The sequence below is a fragment of the Cohnella lupini genome (assembly GCF_003386205.1).
Lineage (GTDB): Bacteria > Bacillota > Bacilli > Paenibacillales > Paenibacillaceae > Cohnella > Cohnella lupini.
In genome coordinates this window covers 1-15421 of the sequence record NZ_QRDY01000032.1, presented here as the reverse complement: position 1 = coordinate 15421, position 15421 = coordinate 1, and the positions used below count along the sequence as shown (strand labels likewise).

Below are 15421 nucleotides of genomic sequence, written 5' to 3'. Positions count from 1 at the left end.
CTATTTTAACGTCTAAGCACCCAACAGACAGCTTGAGCGGGAGGTTGCGCTTCATATGGATTCTATCTTGATTGCGTTCGATTCCACGCAGCAGGCACTGCGTGCCGAAATGCTACTGGAATATGCGGATATCGAGATTGATATAAGTCCCACGCCCAAGGAAATTACGGCGGGTTGCGCGTTGTCCATTGCTTTTCCAACCTCGGACCTGGAGCAAGTCAAGCAGATCATCCTCTCGGAAAACGTAGAGATTAGAGGTTTGTTCGAGAGGACAAGCGACGGATACGAGCAGATTGATTGAGCGAATGCGAGATCAAGAAGACAACTTTGCGTACCGCCTCTTAAAGGAGATTTAGTCCATGCGTGCCTTTAACAGACTCGAACAAGAGATAGCCGCAGGAAACATGTGGAATGAATTCACGAACCAAGTGTGGGACTACGTAAGGGATACGAAGATGTGGACGGATGCGAGCATGGTCCTTCTCCGTATCATTCTTATTTTCATTATAAGCAGGTTAGTATTAATGGTAGTCAATCGCTTCATCGATCATGTTACGAACATGAAAAAATCGAAGAGGTTGAAGCTTCGAACTAGACGCGTCCAGACGATGGGAAGATTGCTCAAAAACACGGCGTCCTACATCTTTAACTTCATCGCGATCTTGCTGATACTGGGCGAATTCCACATCCAAATCGCTCCGCTGCTCGCCGGCGCGGGAGTCATCGGACTTGCTATCGGATTCGGAGCGCAGAGCTTGGTTAAGGATGTGATCACGGGATTTTTTATCATTCTGGAAGACCAGTTCGCAGTAGGAGACGTCATTCAGACGAAGGATTTCAAGGGTACCGTGGAAATGATCGGACTACGGGCGACGAGAATCAGAAATTGGACCGGCGAGGTTCACATTATTCCGAACGGCTTATTTAATGAAGTGACGAACTTTTCCGTAAATCCCTTATTGGCTGTAATCGACATAACGATACCTTACGAGAAATCGATCGAGGAGCTCATGAGCACGATCCGTACAGTGTTGAATCAAATAAGCGACAACAATATCACGGCTACTCCGGAGGTGCTAGGCATACAAGCGTTGGCGCTTAATCAGATGACGATAAGAATCACGGCGCGCTGTAAGCCTAATACGATGGGCGAGGTCACGAGACTAATCAATACCGAGTTAAAAAAAGCGTTCGAACTGAACAGAACGGAAGCAACTTCATAAGTTGCGAGAAGCGGATGTAAAGCGCATGCGAACGGGGGGATCGTAATGGAGCGGAAAACGTTCGAGCTAGGGGATGTCGTGCTTATGAAGAAGCAGCATCCTTGCGGGGCGAATGAGATGGAGATCATTCGTATGGGAATGGATATTCGGATCAAATGCGTCAAGTGCAAACACAGTATTTTACTACCGCGAGCTAAGTTCGAGAAAAGCTTGAAGAAAGTGTTGAGAGCGGCAGGAGAGGGCGTAACGGAGTCCGATCAGCAATAGGCCGGGGCAAGAAAAAATGGTTGCCTAAACCAGTTGCGTTGCTGCTCCAAATATGATATTATTTTTCTTGCTGCGGAGAGGTACCCAAGTGGCCCAAGGGGGTTGACTCGAAATCATCTAGGCGTCGCAAGGCGTGCGTGGGTTCGAATCCCACCCTCTCCGCCATTCCTTGATATGATCGGGTACATGTTATCGAACTACATAGGTTTGACCACTTTAAACTAAACCAAGAACCTTCAACGCTGGAAAAGCGTTGGAGGTTTTTCTCATTTTGTTACTGCCATCTAGTGACGAAGAAGAACGTATACCTAGAACTTGCCGGGTAAAGTTTGCCGAAACGCTAGCTGAAATGACGAAGAACCCTTCACAGGGTTCTTCGGGCGACGTTTAATGAGTTGCATTTTGAGATCGTAACCATGACGTTGCCGATTTGACTCGGCTCTTCGGTATTCCGGATACTAGAACTCTGTGTGTTGCAGACAATAGTCTTTGGCACAACGCCTCGCTTCCGTTATTCCTACTCCGAATGGAACGCTAACTCTTGCGGTTGTTGCACCCAATCGTTCAAGGGAACCACACCTCTCGTTTTCCGTCGCCGAAATATAGAATGGCTTAAATGCGATCTTATTATTCGTTGGATCATAAAAAAGCATCAGTGAAATTGTTTAACCTTTTTCCACTTACGATTGTGATTGGATGTATTGGGAAACTTCTCGCCTTTACGTAACTCGACATGCTTCGGATTCATGATGTTCATGTGAAAGGAGTCCTCGCCGACCTCCATGTATTCGCCATCGTTCGGCGCGTGTTGGCCGGGTTCGAACTGCGTTTGTTCGCCCATCGTCTTCACCCCCTGTCATTATGCATAGTGTAGCGCGAATTACCTTGCAGTATTCGGGCTATTGTGATAAAGTATTCAGGCATGCGATTGAATGCATGCTCCTTGCTTCCCAGCCGAAGACAAGCTCATCGGTATACCAAGTGGGGGGCCAAAGACCTTAAGGAGGTAACGGAAGATGCGCAACTACGAGTTGATGTACATTATCCGTCCGGACGTGGAACAAGAATCCGTTCAAGCTGTCGTGGAAAAATTCCAGGGCATCATCGTGAACGGCGGAGAGATCGTGAAGCACGACATTATGGGTAAACGTCGTCTAGCTTACGAGATCAACAAACACCGCGATGGGACGTATGTGTTGGTTCATTTCTCGGCGACGTCAGAAATTGTGACCGAGTTGGAACGCGTTCTGAAGATTACTGACGAGATTATTCGTCATATGATCGTCAGAGAACAAGTCGCGTAAGCCACACAGAACCAGGCGGAGTACCGCCGTAAGCCTTTATGTCATGTTAAGTGGAGGGAAGCCGCGATGTTGAATCGAGTCATTCTCATAGGGCGCCTAACCAAGGACCCCGAATTGCGTTACACGCCTGCAGGCGTTGCCGTTACCCAATTCACGTTGGCGGTAGACCGTCAGTTCTCCGGAAGCAAAGAGGAGCGCGAAGCGGATTTTATCCCGATCGTTACTTGGAGGCAATTAGCCGAGACGTGTGCCAATTATCTTCGTAAAGGCCGTTTGGCCGCCGTGGAAGGACGCATTCAGGTGCGTAACTACGAGAACAACGAAGGCCGACGCGTATACGTGACGGAAGTCATTGCCGATAACGTTCGATTCCTGGAATCAGCCAACCGCGAGGGCGGCGGAGGACAAGGAAGAGAAGAAGGCGCCGGTGGCAACCCGAACGCAGGCGGAAGCGGGTACGGAGGCGGCAACCGCAGCTCTGGCTCACGCAACAGCGGAAACAGCAGTGATCCCTTCGCCGATGACGGGCGACCGATAGACATATCGGACGATGATTTGCCATTTTAACTGGAAAGGACGGATAACAAATGAGTGAAACAACAACAACTTCTCAACCTCAAGCACGTGAAGAGCGTCCAGCTTACAACCGCCCGAGCGGCGGTAACAGCGGCGGCGGAGATCGCGGCGGGGATCGTGGCGAGCAACGCGAGCCTCGTAAATTCCGCCGTGGCGGCCGTAACAAACGTAAGAAAGTTTGTTACTTCACGGTTAATAAAATAACTCACGTGGATTACAAAGAGTTGGACTTGCTTCGTAAGTTCATCAGCGAACGCGGCAAAATCTTGCCACGTCGCGTAACTGGAACGAAAGCGAAATACCAACGCATGCTGACAGTCGCTATCAAACGCGCTCGTCAAATGGCTTTGCTTCCATACACGACTGAGTAATCAACGCAGAGAGCACCCTTCGGGGTGCTTTTTTTTGTGCGAGAAATATATGAATTGACGGATAGTAAATGAGACTATTAAACTAAGGATAATTCATTTTACAAAACGAGACGAAAAGGGGTATGAATTTTGAAGAAAAAGATATGGACGCCGTTAGTCTTGTCAGCGGTTACATTACTAGCATTGGCAGGTTGTGGTGCGAAAGAAGAAGACGCGGGATCCCCGAAATCCTATTCTATCGCCATCTCGCAAATCGTAGAGCATCCATCCTTGGATGCAACGCGCGAAGGCTTCCTAGCGGCACTTAAGGATGCGGGAATCGTAGACGGGGACAACTTGAAGGTCGACTATAACAACGCTCAAGGAGATTCTGCGAACAACCTTTCCATTGCTCAGAAAATCGCTTCGGAAAAGCATGATTTGGTTCTTGGAATCGCTACTCCGTCCGCGTTATCGCTCGCGCAGAACGTGAAAGAAATACCCGTGTTGTTCGCGGCCGTAACGGATCCGCTAGCAGCTAATATCGTCACCAGCCTGGATAAACCGGGCGGCAACGTCTCCGGAGCTTCGGATACGAATCCGGCAGCCGTGTCGCAATTGATGGATTTCATCGCAGCTAACTTCCCGAACGTGAAGTCGGTCGGGATTGTCATTAACGAAGGCGAAGAGAATGCCGTCATTATGGCCGATCTGGCGGAGAAGGCGTTAGCCGCTCATGACATCAAGCTTGTCAGAGCAGCGGCCGCCGGGACGGCAGATGTGAAGCAAGCTGCCGAATCTCTAGTGGGCAGGGCGGATGCGCTTTACATCACTTTGGACAACACGGTGGTCAGCGCCGTTGATTCCATTATTCAAGTCGCCAACGAGAAGCATCTTCCCTTCTTCTCCAGCGATAGAGATACCGTAGAGAAAGGTGCCTTTGCCACGGTCGGATTCAAGTATTACGATCACGGCTACCAAGTCGGCCAGATGGCCGTCGACATTCTGAAGAACGGTACGAAACCGGCGGATATGAAGGTTACGGTGCCTGACAAGCTGGATCTTATCCTTAATCTCAAGGCTGCCGCCGCTCAAGGAATTACGGTGACGGATGAGATGAAGGCTAGCGTTAAAGATCAAGAGAATAACATTATCGAGTAATTGAAATCGGGGTGGACGGCTCCTGTCGTTCACCCTTTTTCTTATTCTAGGAGGGGTAGAATATGCTGACATCCATATATGGAGCAATTTCGTTGGGGCTTATCCTCTCCTTAATGGCGTTGGGAGTCTATATTACGTTTCGTATTTTGGATTTTCCGGACTTGACCGTTGACGGAAGCTTCGCGACGGGGGGAGCGATTTCGGCGATCATGATTACCCAAGGTTACAATCCATGGATCGCTACGCTCGGGGCGCTAGCAGGCGGTTTAATCGCGGGAGCTTGTACCGGTGTGCTCCACACCAAAGGGAAGATCAACGGTCTGCTGGCCGGTATCTTGATGATGATCGCGTTATATTCGATTAATATCAGGATCATGGGCAAACCCAACGTCTCAGTGGTGAACCTCCCGACCTTGATCTCTCCGTTCCATAAGCCCATCGGCCTCTATATCGCGGTATTGTTCGTCGCGATTATAATCATAAAGCTGCTGCTTGATGCGTTTCTAAAAACGGATTTGGGGCTTGCGTTAAGAGCGACGGGCGATAACTCGAGGATGATCCGCAGCTTCGGCTCCAATACGGATACGACGATTATTATCGGGGTGAGCTTGTCCAATGGCCTAGTTGCGGTTTCAGGGGCGCTAATGGCCCAAGATGGAGGATATGCCGACACGACCATGGGAGTTGGAATGATCGTTATCGGGCTCGCATCGGTTATTATCGGCGAGGCGATTTTCGGTGCTCGAACCGTATTTATCGCAACTCTAGCAGTCATATTCGGATCCATCTTATATCGTATCGTCGTTGCATTCGCTTTGCGAGTTCCGTGGCTGGAGGCTTCCGATTTAAAACTGATCACCGCTCTAATCGTTATTGTGGCGCTTGTGCTTCCTACCATTCAACGTGCGATGAAACAAAAAAATCTTGCGCGCAAACGATCATTGGAATTGTCGACGATAACGGCTTCGGATCAAGGAGGCAAACGATAATGCTGGACTTGGTTAATGTGTCGAAGCTATTCAATCCAGGAACTCTGGATGAGAAAGTCGCGTTGATGAATATTAATATGAAATTCAGCCCGGGCGATTTCGTCACGGTCATAGGCAGTAACGGCGCAGGCAAATCGACCTTAATGAACGTTATTTCGGGTGTGATGAAGCCGGACACCGGAGAAGTCAGAATCGAAGGTTCGGAGATTCAGCAGCTACCCGAATATAGAAGAAGCCGCTGGATCGGACGGGTATTCCAGGATCCAATGGCGGGCACGGCGCCTCGCATGTCCATTGAAGAGAATCTAGCCATGGCGTATACGCGGGGGAAAAAGCGCGGCTTCGGCTGGGGAGTTACAACCTCCAAAAGAAATTTATTCCGTGAACAGCTTCAACGTCTGGGTATCGGATTGGAAAACAGACTAAGCGCCAAAGTCGGATTATTGTCAGGTGGAGAAAGACAAGCGCTAAGCCTGCTAATGGCGACGTTCACGAAGCCGCAGATTCTGTTGCTAGACGAACATACGGCGGCATTGGATCCGTCGCGCGCCGAGCTGATCACCCAATTGACGGAAGACATAGTCAGCGAGCTGAGGCTGACGACCCTTATGGTCACCCATAACATGGAACAGGCGATTCGCCTTGGGAATCGGTTGATCATGATGAATAAAGGGCGCATCATTCTGGACATTCCGGAAGAGCGGAAACAGAGCCTGACCGTATCGCAATTGCTTGGAGAATTCGAACGGATAAGCGGACAACAATTATCGGACGATCGAATCGTTCTGGGGTAAGAGTTAACTTAATTTTGGGGAATAGGCTGTCATCGTATATTGAGCTGCGAACAGCCTATTCGTTGTTCTTAACTGTACTGTCATTATGTAAAATATGTGTTAGTATAGATTACATTAGGAGATGCGTTGATGGGAGGGGGATAACGACTGACTTTCCAGCAAGATTGGCGCAGAATACCTCGCGTAATCAGAAATGAAAAATTACAGATGGTCTTTATAGGCATAGCTACGGCCATTGGTGCGGAGTTTAAGATCAATCCCTTCAACGGAGACTATTTTCGCATTGGTCTTGGCGTCAGCACGTTCTTGCTGTGTTTATTGTTTATGCGTCATTTGTCGTATGTCAAAACCGGAATCATTACGGGGATCTTAAGCGCAATCCTCCAGGGGAGTCTGGCAGCCGGTTTGTATTATGTCGTATTTGCATTCGGAATGAGCAGGATACGCAAGAAGATCAATCGCGTTCAACCTCTTATTTTAGGCGTGATGGTCGTTGCGATCGATTTCAGTTCCAACATGATAGAGCTTCTGTTGCGAGGATTATTACTGGGTACGAACGTCTTTCATCTTAACGAGTGGTTTCTGTTGGCGTCTATTGCCGTCGTGCGAAGTTATTTTATCATCGGATTATTCAGCAGCATTTCCGTAGGTCAAATGCGAGTTCTCCATGCGGAGCAGGAGAAGCGGATCGAGCAAATGTTGAATGTCGGAACCGGCTTATACGGAGAAACCTTTTATTTGAAAAAATCGATGGACGCCATAGAGCGAATTACCGCGAATAGCTTTGATCTATACCATAAGTTAAAGGAAGAGAACTTGTATCAATTCAGCGGACATGCATTAGGAATATCGCAGCAAATCCACGAAGTAAAGAAAGATTCTCAGCGAATTTTGGCAGGACTGTTGAAGCTGTACGATACCGAAATCGTAGTTGAGATGAACCTCGAAGAAATTCTCCATTTCGTAGTCAAAGGGAACCAAAAATATAGTAAAATGCTAAAGAAAAAAATCGTCATAGAGCAACAGCTGGAAGTGAATTACTTTACCACGCATTATATTCCATTAGTGACTGTGCTTAATAATTTAGTATCCAACGCTGTAGAGGCGATAGACAAGAACGGGAATATAAAGGTGCGGGTTGTCGAAGAAGAGCAACATATTATATTCTCGGTGATGGATTCCGGAAAGGGCATACCTGCGCAAGACAACGACATCATCTTTGAACCTGGGTTTACGACAAAATTTAGCGACGAGGGAATAGCGGCAACGGGAATCGGTCTTTCTCATGTGCGCGATATTGTATGTGCCCTCGACGGCGAGATCGTAGTAGAGAAATCGGAGGACGCGGGCGGAGCGAAGTTCGTTGTACGTTTTCCGGTAGCCGGAATAATTCAAGGGAGGGAAGTTGATGTCGCTTTCTTTCGTAATAGTGGATGACGATGCGGTTAGTAGGAGAATGCTGCAAACCATTATTGAGGATTGCGGAATCGGAGAAATTACGGGCACGGCGGGAGGCGGCGGCGAAGGGGTTCGAAGGATCCTTGAAGTCAGACCGGATGTCGTGCTGATCGATCTATTAATGCCGGACCAGGATGGGATCGAGACGATTACGCAATTAATAAATCAGGGCTTTAACGGAAAATATATTATGATTTCGCAAATCGAGAACAAAGAAATGGTGGGGCGGGCTTATCAAAGAGGGATCGAGTTTTTCATTCATAAGCCGATTAACCGGGTGGAAGTAGAAGCGGTATTGGTAAGGGTGAACGAAAGGTGGAAGTACGAGAGCTATATCGTGGAGATCAAACAATCCTTGGCGAAGTTAGGCGACTTAGGAATTTCGACGCTTCGTAAAGAAAGGACCGTCCGGGATGTCGCCAAAGTTATACTTATGGAATTGGGAATCATCGGCGAAATCGGTAGTCAGGACATCATTTCCTTGATGGAATATTTGATAGAGCGTAGACAGGAGGCTAGGTTCCCGGCGTTAAAAGAATTATATGAAATTGCGGCGACGGCCGCTAAACAAAACCAGAAGGATGTCGAGAAAGAGTGCAAGGCGATCGAGCAACGAATTCGGAGAACCGTTATGGCCGCATTAACGAACATGGCATCCATCGGGTTGACGGATTATTGCAATCCGAAGTTCGAATATTACGCTCCATTGTATTTCGATTTTCAAGACGTCCGAATGAGAATGAAGGAAATGGACGAGGAGTTGAACTCCGAAAAAGGAAAAGCGAACATAAAGAAATTTCTGCAAGTCTTGTACATAGAGATACTGGAAAAAATGAAACGCTGAAGTCGTGAAGTGGCGTACGTCGATATAGAAACCGAGTTTCTAACTTAGGATGGGTCATTGTCCGGGTTGGTAACTCGGTTTTTTGCATTTATTCCTACAGATAACGCGTCACATAACCTAACACAAAAACTTAATTATATTAAATAAAATTATTTTTTGTAGGAGTCCGTAGGTTTTTGTAGTGTTGGAGATATATTGAAAGCGAGAGAGCAAGCCATTAATTGAAAGGAGAGCTCTTCGCGTCAGAATACATAACATGAACGATTCGTCTGAAGTACTAATCAAATCTTAGGAGGGCTTATATGAAAAAGAGAAAAGTCATCGCTGCACTTATGATTTCGATACTTACGGTAAGTATATTGGCGGCATGCGGGGATTCCAAAGAATCGGGTGGCGATGCGACAGTTATCAAAATCGCATCCCAATCTCCTCTATCCGGGGGAAGCTCGGTTCAAGGGGAAGCGATTAAGCTCGGCGGGCAAATGGCGCTAGACGAGAGGAAAGAAGAATTCAAGAAGCTTGGCTTCGATCTGCAGTTCGTTCCGTACGACGACCAAGGCGACCAGAAGAAAGGCGTTGCCAACGCCGAAATGATCGGCGCGGATAAGGCGATTCTGGCGGTACTCGGACATATGAACTCCGGAGTCTCCATTCCCTCCTCCGTCGTATACGAGAAATACAATATTCCGATGGTTTCTCCGGCCAATACGGCAACGGAAGTCACCGATCGTAAGTTGAAAGCCGTGAACCGGGTCGTTGCCCGCGATGACTTCCAAGGCCCGGCGGGTGCGGAATATGCGGTGAAAACGGTAGCCGCTAAAAACATTTTCGTCATTCAAGACAAGACATCGTACGGTCAAGGCTTAGCGGAAGCGTTTAAGACCGCAGCCGAAGCGCTGGGTGCAACGATCGTCGGCTACGAAGGCATTACCGTCGGCGAAAAAGACTTTAACGGCGTATTGAATCAAGTGCTGAGCAAAAAGCCCGACTTTATCTTCTTCGGAGGCTTGTACAACGAAGGCGGATTGATCGTGAAGCAAGCTCGCGAGAAAGGCATCACCGTTCCGATTATGGGCGGAGACGCGCTCGACTCGTCGGCTATGGTCGATTTAGCCGGAGACAAATTAGTAGACGTGCTCTACAGCTCGGTATCGACGGATATGACCAAGTCGAACAAGGACTGGGCGGATAAGTATAAAGAAACGTTCGATAAAAGCGTCGAGAACTATTCGGCATACGCCTACGATTCTATGAACGTCATCCTCAACGGGCTGAGCAAAGCGATCGAAGACAACGACGGCAAGCTGCCTGCCCGGGAAAAAGTACGCGATGCAATTCGCGCCACGACGGATTTCGAAGGCGTGGCAACGAAAGTCAGCTTCGACGACAAGGGTGACAACAAGTACGCTAAAGTATTCATTTACGGCTTTGAAGGTCCGACTTACCCGGGAACGTTGATCTCCGAAATCGAACAGCCGAAATAAGCAATAAGCTTCTAAATCGCATCGCTAAAACGCAAAAGAGGTATATGCATTATGCTGTACCTCTTTTGCGGCTTCTATATTCATAAAAGGGGTTTTAATATGATTTCGGAAATCCTGCAGACTCTTCCCCAGGTATTGGTCGACGGCCTCACGTTAGGCGCCGTATATGCCGTGGTTGCGATCGGTTATACCATGGTGTACGGAATCCTTGAATTTATCAATTTCGCGCATGGGGAAATTTTTATGACCGGCGCGTTCGTTGGGACATCGACTCTTCTCATTTTTAATACTGCGGGACTGCTGAGCGGAATGCCGGGTTGGGTGGCTTACATTCTCATTCTGGTGACGGCCATGCTCTTTACCGGGCTTATGGGAGTCGGGATTGAGCGGGTCGCGTATAGGCCTCTTCGAAAGGCTCCCAAGTTGATCACGCTGATTTCGGCTATCGGGGTATCTTTTTTGCTTCAGGATATTGTTCGTTTTATTGCCGATTTGAAGACAGGAAGCTTCTTGGTGACAGGGATTTCTCTCTACAACGAGAACGTGAAAATTAAAACTTCTTCCATCTGGGATAGCTTCGACGACGCATTTCTAAAAACGAACTCCATTATCGTGCTTGCTGTTGCCGTATTGCTCATGATCGGACTCGATATCTTCATCAATCGCACCAAATGGGGCGTAGCTATGCGAGCCGTTGCGCAGGATCGCGAAACGGCCTCCCTGATGTCCATCAACGTGAACAAAGTCATTGCGTTGACGTTCTTTATCGGATCCGCATTGGGCGGCGGAACGGGCGTATTATTCGCCCAACAGTACGGTACGATTGATCCCTATATCGGTTTTATTTTAGGCTTGAAAGCTTTTACCGCGGCCGTGCTTGGCGGAATCGGCAACGTTCGCGGCGCGATGTTCGGAGGACTATTCATAGGCGTGCTGGAGATGTTCTCCGCCGCGAACCTCGGAATTATTACGAGCGGCAATTTCGGCGGGGAGTATAAAGACGTGGTCGCATTCATTATCTTGATTACGATCCTGATTTTCAAACCGGAAGGTTTGTTCGGCAGAGCCGTCAAGGAGAAAGTGTAGGTGAATTTCATGGATAAATGGAAAACGAAGCTCCAGCACCTGCCGACCCAGGCATCTATCTATACGCTTTTCGTCGTTGTTACCGCATTGAGCGTCTATTTTTTGGATAAGTCCGTAGTTGCGTTTCTACTGCTGCTTGGTTCGTTGCTCCTACTCTACTTCACTTCGTTTAAGAACTCGGTGAAATGGGCGGTCGGCGGCATTCTATTATTTATCGTGATCCCGTTCGCCACCTCGGGAGGGCTTGCCCACGAATCCTACATGGAAGTCGCTACGCAATGCGGCATCTATATCGCGATGGCGCTCGGATTGAACATCGTTGTCGGCTTTGCCGGTCTGCTCGATTTGGGATTCGTCGCATTCTTCGCGATCGGGGCATACACGTATGCCATCTTCGCCACTCCTCAAGCGAACAATTTTATTTCAGGGCAGCTATTTCCGCTCTCCGGATCGTCGTTCTGGTTGTTCATTCTGATCGGCGGATTCGTTGCCGCCTTGTTCGGAGTTCTCCTGGGGCTGCCGGTGCTTCGAGTTAAAGGGGATTACTTGGCGATCGTAACGCTCGGATTCGGGGAAATCATTCGGATCATCTTTAACAATATGGAAAAACCGATTAATATTACGAATGGGGCAATGGGACTATCGTCGATTCAACCCCCGAATCTGTTCGGTTTGAAGTTTACTTTTCCGCATCAATTCTATTTTATCGTCGTCGGGATTTTGGTAATCGTCATTTTCACCGTAAGAAGACTGGAGCATTCCAAGATGGGGCGTTCGTGGAAAGCGATCAGGGAAAACGAAATCGCGGCCCAATCGATGGGTATTCCGTTAATCCGCACCAAACTGACCGCCTTCGCCGTGGGAGCCTCTTTCTCGGGGATGATGGGGGTCGTTTTTGCGGCTAAACAAACGTTTATCGATCCGACCAGCTTTACGCTTCTGGAGTCGATAACGATTCTGGTCATGGTCATTTTGGGTGGAATGGGAAGCGTTCCAGGGGTTATTCTCGGCGCCGCTCTAGTGACGATACTCAACTTGCAGGTGCTGACGGAGCTGACGAACTGGCTTAATCAATTAACGATGAACGGTACGATCAGTATTCCGAATGCTTTGTCGCCGTCGAAAATGCAAAGGTTCATTTTTGGCGCGATTCTGGTGTGCATTGCGATATTCAGGCCAAACGGTTTGATAGTCGCCAAAAATCGCAAAGTGGATGCCGAGCAGCTTAAAGCGGAACGATCGCATACGCCCGTACCCGTCGGACAATCAACCGGCCAAAGCGGAGGTGTTGCCAAATGACGATTCTCAAAGTCGCGAAATTGGTCAAACGCTTTGGCGGATTAACTGCCGTGGACGGCGTAGACTTTGCGTTTCCGAAGGGAAAGATATCCGCGGTTATCGGTCCGAACGGAGCCGGTAAAACCACCTTTTTTAATGTGATTACCGGTATCTACAAGCCGGATGAAGGCGAGATCGAGCTAGACGGTAAATCGATCGTGAACGTGAAACCCCACCTCATCACGAGCAGAGGCATCGCGCGCACTTTCCAGAATATTCGGCTGTTCGGCAGCATGACCGTTCTGGAGAACGTCATGGTCGGGATGCACATTCATCTGAAGACGGGATTGTTCGGAACGCTGCTTCGTCTGCCTCGCAACCGGGCGGAAGAAAAGAGATCGCAGGAAGAGGCATATCGTTTGCTCGAATACGTCGGGTTGGAATCCCTGCTTAACGAGCAGGCGAATAGTCTATCCTATGGCGCCCAAAGACGTCTGGAAATCGCCAGGGCATTGGCGACCCGGCCGAAAGTTCTGCTGCTGGACGAACCCGCGGCGGGAATGAATCCCCGTGAGACGGTGGATCTGATCGGCTTGATCAAGCGAATTCGGCAAGAGCTCGAAATTACGATTATACTGATCGAGCACGATATGAGATTGGTTATGGAATTGTCCGATCATATTCTAGTGCTTGATTACGGCACCAAGATCGCGGAAGGCATTCCGGAAGAAATACGCACCAACCCCAGAGTAATAGAGGCTTATTTAGGCAAAAGCGCAGCGCAGCAAGGAGTGATATCGTGAGCTTGCTTCAGCTTCAGAACGTACACGCTTATTATGGCGCGATCGAAGCCTTGAAAGGAATCTCGCTGACGGTGAACGAAGGAGAGATCGTAACGCTCATCGGATCGAACGGCGCCGGCAAGTCTACGACGCTCAAGTCGATTTGCGGTCAGGTGAAGACGCAGGGGGCTATATCTTTTAACGGTAGAGAAATAGGATCGCAACCTCCCCATCAGACGGCCTCGGAAGGAATTGCGCACGTGCCGGAAGGCAGGCGTATTTTCTCGCGGCTGACGGTTAAGGAAAATCTGGAGATGGGGGCCTTCTCGGTCAAAGATAAGAAGCTAATTAAGGAGAGAACGGAGCAGGCATTCGTCTATTTTCCTCGCCTGAAAGAACGTTTTGGCCAATTGGGAGGAACGATGAGCGGCGGGGAGCAGCAGATGTTAGCTATCGCCCGCGCGCTGATGATGAAGCCCCGAATATTGCTCTTGGACGAACCGTCGATGGGACTGGCCCCGATCATCGTCGAACAAATTTTCGACATCATTCAGGAGTTGAACCGCGAGGGGATGACCATTCTGCTAGTGGAGCAGAACGCCTATCAGGCGCTTCAGATCGCTCATCGCGGCTATGTGATTCAAACCGGAGAAATCATCATGGAGGGAGAGGCCAATCTATTGCTCTCCAACGATCAGGTCAAGGAGGCCTATTTGGCATAATGCGTCCGATTCTGTACGGCATCTTGGCTTCATTCTTCTTCTCGTCTACTTTCGTATTGAATCAGGCGATGAAATTGTCAGACGGAAATTGGATGTACACCGCTTCGTTGCGATTTATATTTATGATTCCTTTTCTGCTTGCGATCGTCGCGTTCAGAGGGAATTTAAAGGTATTGCTGACGGATATGAAAAAACGTTTATTCACCTGGTTCGGTTGGAGCTTCATCGGATTCGGCGTGATGTACGCTCCGGTATGCTTCGCGGCGGAATACGAACCGGGCTGGCTGATCGCGGGAACTTGGCAAATCACGATCATAGCGGGTTCTTTGTTGGCGCCGCTATTTTACAAAGTCGTTACGACGCCGAACGGTCCCGTAAGAATTAGGGAAAGCATTCACTGGAAAGGCTTAGGCGTATCGCTCGTTATTTTGTTCGGCGTAGGCGTCATGCAGTTGAGTCAAGCCGAACGTTTTGTAGCCAGAGATTTGCTTTTCGGCGTGTTGCCCGTGATGATCGCGGCATTCGCTTATCCGCTGGGCAACCGCAAGATGATGGAGGTATGCGAGGGGCGGTTGGATGCCTATCAGAGGGTGCTCGGGATGACCCTGGCCAGCCTTCCGCTGTGGATCGGAATGTCGATCTACGCGTATGTTCAAGACGGGTTGCCGAGCTCAGGGCAGACGGGTCAGTCCGTCATTGTCGCCGTGAGCTCGGGAGTGATCGCGACCGTCCTCTTCTTCAAGGCGACGGATATGGCCAAAGGCTCCTCGCAGAAGCTGGCGGCCGTAGAGGCGACGCAGTCGGGCGAAGTCGTCTTCGCAGCCACCGGCGAGGTACTGCTCCTCCCCGTTCCCGTCCCTGCGGCGATGTCCTGGATCGGGATGTTCCTGGTCATTGCGGGAATGACCCTTCACAGCCTGTTTTCGGGAAGTCCGCGGAACGCTCGCGGTGTCGGATCGAAGAAGATTGCCAAATGATAACGGAGGCGTCTCGGGGGTTTGTGCTCGTTATAGTTATAATGAACGTGAAACAGCCCCGTATTTGCTTCATTTCGTAGGTTAAGAATGGTAGTGATGATCAACCATTACCATTTCAGAGCTACA

General features: G+C 49.1%; 17 protein-coding genes, 1 tRNA gene and 1 pseudogene. 18 read left to right on the top strand and 1 reads right to left on the bottom strand.

The genetic code is table 11. The features are described from left to right. The first annotated feature begins 55 nt into the window (after positions 1-55). The 4 genes from DFP95_RS26580 to DFP95_RS26565 all read left to right on the top strand — a co-directional run bounded on the left by DFP95_RS26580 (position 56) and on the right by DFP95_RS26565 (position 1655). A complete protein-coding gene (locus DFP95_RS26580) occupies positions 56-301 on the top strand; it encodes a putative Se/S carrier protein (protein ID WP_115995705.1) in 246 nt (81 codons plus the stop codon). 58 nt (positions 302-359) lie between these two features. Then, a complete protein-coding gene (locus tag DFP95_RS26575; protein ID WP_115995704.1) occupies positions 360-1223 on the top strand; it encodes a mechanosensitive ion channel family protein in 864 nt (287 codons plus the stop codon). A 45-nt stretch (positions 1224-1268) separates the two neighbouring features. Then, positions 1269-1490 (top strand): DUF951 domain-containing protein, encoded by a 222-nt coding sequence (locus DFP95_RS26570; RefSeq protein ID WP_115995703.1) that lies wholly within the window; start codon positions 1269-1271, stop codon positions 1488-1490. A gap of 74 nt (positions 1491-1564) precedes the next feature. Beyond that, positions 1565-1655 (top strand) — tRNA-Ser (locus DFP95_RS26565). A gap of 487 nt (positions 1656-2142) precedes the next feature. On the opposite strand, the gene DFP95_RS26560 is transcribed toward DFP95_RS26565, so the two are convergent. Next, a complete protein-coding gene (locus DFP95_RS26560; RefSeq protein WP_115995702.1) occupies positions 2143-2331 on the bottom strand; it encodes a YjzC family protein in 189 nt (62 codons plus the stop codon). A 175-nt stretch (positions 2332-2506) separates the two neighbouring features. Between DFP95_RS26560 and rpsF the strand changes: the two genes are divergently transcribed. The 14 genes and pseudogenes from rpsF to DFP95_RS26490 all read left to right on the top strand — a co-directional run bounded on the left by rpsF (position 2507) and on the right by DFP95_RS26490 (position 15295). After that, on the top strand, positions 2507-2794 hold the full coding sequence (gene rpsF / locus DFP95_RS26555) for a 30S ribosomal protein S6 (protein ID WP_115995701.1): 288 nt from the start codon (positions 2507-2509) through the stop codon (positions 2792-2794). 66 nt (positions 2795-2860) lie between these two features. Then, a complete protein-coding gene (ssb, locus tag DFP95_RS26550) occupies positions 2861-3361 on the top strand; it encodes a single-stranded DNA-binding protein (RefSeq protein WP_115995700.1) in 501 nt (166 codons plus the stop codon). A 146-nt stretch (positions 3362-3507) separates the two neighbouring features. Beyond that, positions 3508-3741 (top strand): annotated as a pseudogene (gene rpsR, locus DFP95_RS26545) (30S ribosomal protein S18); the annotation flags it as partial. 129 nt (positions 3742-3870) lie between these two features. Continuing rightward, positions 3871-4881 carry an ABC transporter substrate-binding protein gene (locus DFP95_RS26540; RefSeq protein WP_115995699.1) on the top strand — a complete coding sequence of 337 codons (1011 nt, stop codon included), beginning with the start codon at positions 3871-3873 and terminating at the stop codon, positions 4879-4881. A 62-nt stretch (positions 4882-4943) separates the two neighbouring features. Then, positions 4944-5870 carry an ABC transporter permease gene (locus DFP95_RS26535; RefSeq protein ID WP_115995698.1) on the top strand — a complete coding sequence of 309 codons (927 nt, stop codon included), beginning with the start codon at positions 4944-4946 and terminating at the stop codon, positions 5868-5870. After that, complete coding sequence (locus tag DFP95_RS26530; protein ID WP_115995697.1) at positions 5870-6664, top strand: ABC transporter ATP-binding protein; 795 nt, start codon at positions 5870-5872, stop codon at positions 6662-6664. The genes DFP95_RS26535 and DFP95_RS26530 overlap by 1 nt, the downstream gene beginning before the upstream one ends. Positions 6665-6871: 207 nt before the next feature. Further along, on the top strand, positions 6872-8101 hold the full coding sequence (locus DFP95_RS26525) for an ATP-binding protein (protein WP_115995696.1): 1230 nt from the start codon (positions 6872-6874) through the stop codon (positions 8099-8101). Further along, positions 8073-8966, top strand: a complete 894-nt coding sequence (locus DFP95_RS26520) for a response regulator (RefSeq protein WP_115995695.1) — start codon at positions 8073-8075, stop codon at positions 8964-8966. The genes DFP95_RS26525 and DFP95_RS26520 overlap by 29 nt, the downstream gene beginning before the upstream one ends. A gap of 302 nt (positions 8967-9268) precedes the next feature. Continuing rightward, on the top strand, positions 9269-10450 hold the full coding sequence (locus tag DFP95_RS26515) for a branched-chain amino acid ABC transporter substrate-binding protein (RefSeq protein ID WP_115995694.1): 1182 nt from the start codon (positions 9269-9271) through the stop codon (positions 10448-10450). A gap of 99 nt (positions 10451-10549) precedes the next feature. Continuing rightward, the gene (locus DFP95_RS26510; RefSeq protein WP_115995728.1) at positions 10550-11536 is read left to right on the top strand and encodes a branched-chain amino acid ABC transporter permease; all 987 of its coding nucleotides are present in this window, start codon (positions 10550-10552) and stop codon (positions 11534-11536) included. Positions 11537-11545: 9 nt separating this feature from the next. Beyond that, on the top strand, positions 11546-12835 hold the full coding sequence (locus DFP95_RS26505; protein ID WP_115995727.1) for a branched-chain amino acid ABC transporter permease: 1290 nt from the start codon (positions 11546-11548) through the stop codon (positions 12833-12835). Then, positions 12832-13617, top strand: coding sequence for an ABC transporter ATP-binding protein (locus tag DFP95_RS26500; protein WP_115995693.1), 786 nt, complete (start codon positions 12832-12834; stop codon positions 13615-13617). The genes DFP95_RS26505 and DFP95_RS26500 overlap by 4 nt, the downstream gene beginning before the upstream one ends. Next, the gene (locus DFP95_RS26495) at positions 13614-14318 is read left to right on the top strand and encodes an ABC transporter ATP-binding protein (protein WP_115995692.1); all 705 of its coding nucleotides are present in this window, start codon (positions 13614-13616) and stop codon (positions 14316-14318) included. The genes DFP95_RS26500 and DFP95_RS26495 overlap by 4 nt, the downstream gene beginning before the upstream one ends. Next, a complete protein-coding gene (locus DFP95_RS26490; RefSeq protein ID WP_115995691.1) occupies positions 14318-15295 on the top strand; it encodes a DMT family transporter in 978 nt (325 codons plus the stop codon). Before DFP95_RS26495 ends, DFP95_RS26490 begins: the two co-directional genes overlap by 1 nt. Positions 15296-15421 lie beyond the last annotated feature (126 nt).

Excerpts from the sequence above, each read along its gene's own strand:
- DFP95_RS26520 (WP_115995695.1), top strand. The coding sequence starts at position 8,073 with ATGTCGCTTTCTTTCGTAATAGTGGATGACGATGCGGTTAGTAGGAGA.
- DFP95_RS26525 (WP_115995696.1), top strand. The coding sequence starts at position 6,872 with ATGGTCTTTATAGGCATAGCTACGGCCATTGGTGCGGAGTTTAAGATC.
- DFP95_RS26560 (WP_115995702.1), bottom strand. The coding sequence starts at position 2,331 with ATGGGCGAACAAACGCAGTTCGAACCCGGCCAACACGCGCCGAACGAT.
- DFP95_RS26570 (WP_115995703.1), top strand. The coding sequence starts at position 1,269 with ATGGAGCGGAAAACGTTCGAGCTAGGGGATGTCGTGCTTATGAAGAAG.
- DFP95_RS26580 (WP_115995705.1), top strand. The coding sequence starts at position 56 with ATGGATTCTATCTTGATTGCGTTCGATTCCACGCAGCAGGCACTGCGT.
- rpsF (WP_115995701.1), top strand. The coding sequence starts at position 2,507 with ATGCGCAACTACGAGTTGATGTACATTATCCGTCCGGACGTGGAACAA.
- DFP95_RS26575 (WP_115995704.1), top strand. The coding sequence starts at position 360 with ATGCGTGCCTTTAACAGACTCGAACAAGAGATAGCCGCAGGAAACATG.
- DFP95_RS26505 (WP_115995727.1), top strand. The coding sequence starts at position 11,546 with ATGGATAAATGGAAAACGAAGCTCCAGCACCTGCCGACCCAGGCATCT.
- DFP95_RS26535 (WP_115995698.1), top strand. The coding sequence starts at position 4,944 with ATGCTGACATCCATATATGGAGCAATTTCGTTGGGGCTTATCCTCTCC.
- DFP95_RS26510 (WP_115995728.1), top strand. The coding sequence starts at position 10,550 with ATGATTTCGGAAATCCTGCAGACTCTTCCCCAGGTATTGGTCGACGGC.
- DFP95_RS26530 (WP_115995697.1), top strand. The coding sequence starts at position 5,870 with ATGCTGGACTTGGTTAATGTGTCGAAGCTATTCAATCCAGGAACTCTG.
- DFP95_RS26515 (WP_115995694.1), top strand. The coding sequence starts at position 9,269 with ATGAAAAAGAGAAAAGTCATCGCTGCACTTATGATTTCGATACTTACG.
- DFP95_RS26500 (WP_115995693.1), top strand. The coding sequence starts at position 12,832 with ATGACGATTCTCAAAGTCGCGAAATTGGTCAAACGCTTTGGCGGATTA.
- ssb (WP_115995700.1), top strand. The coding sequence starts at position 2,861 with ATGTTGAATCGAGTCATTCTCATAGGGCGCCTAACCAAGGACCCCGAA.
- DFP95_RS26490 (WP_115995691.1), top strand. The coding sequence starts at position 14,318 with ATGCGTCCGATTCTGTACGGCATCTTGGCTTCATTCTTCTTCTCGTCT.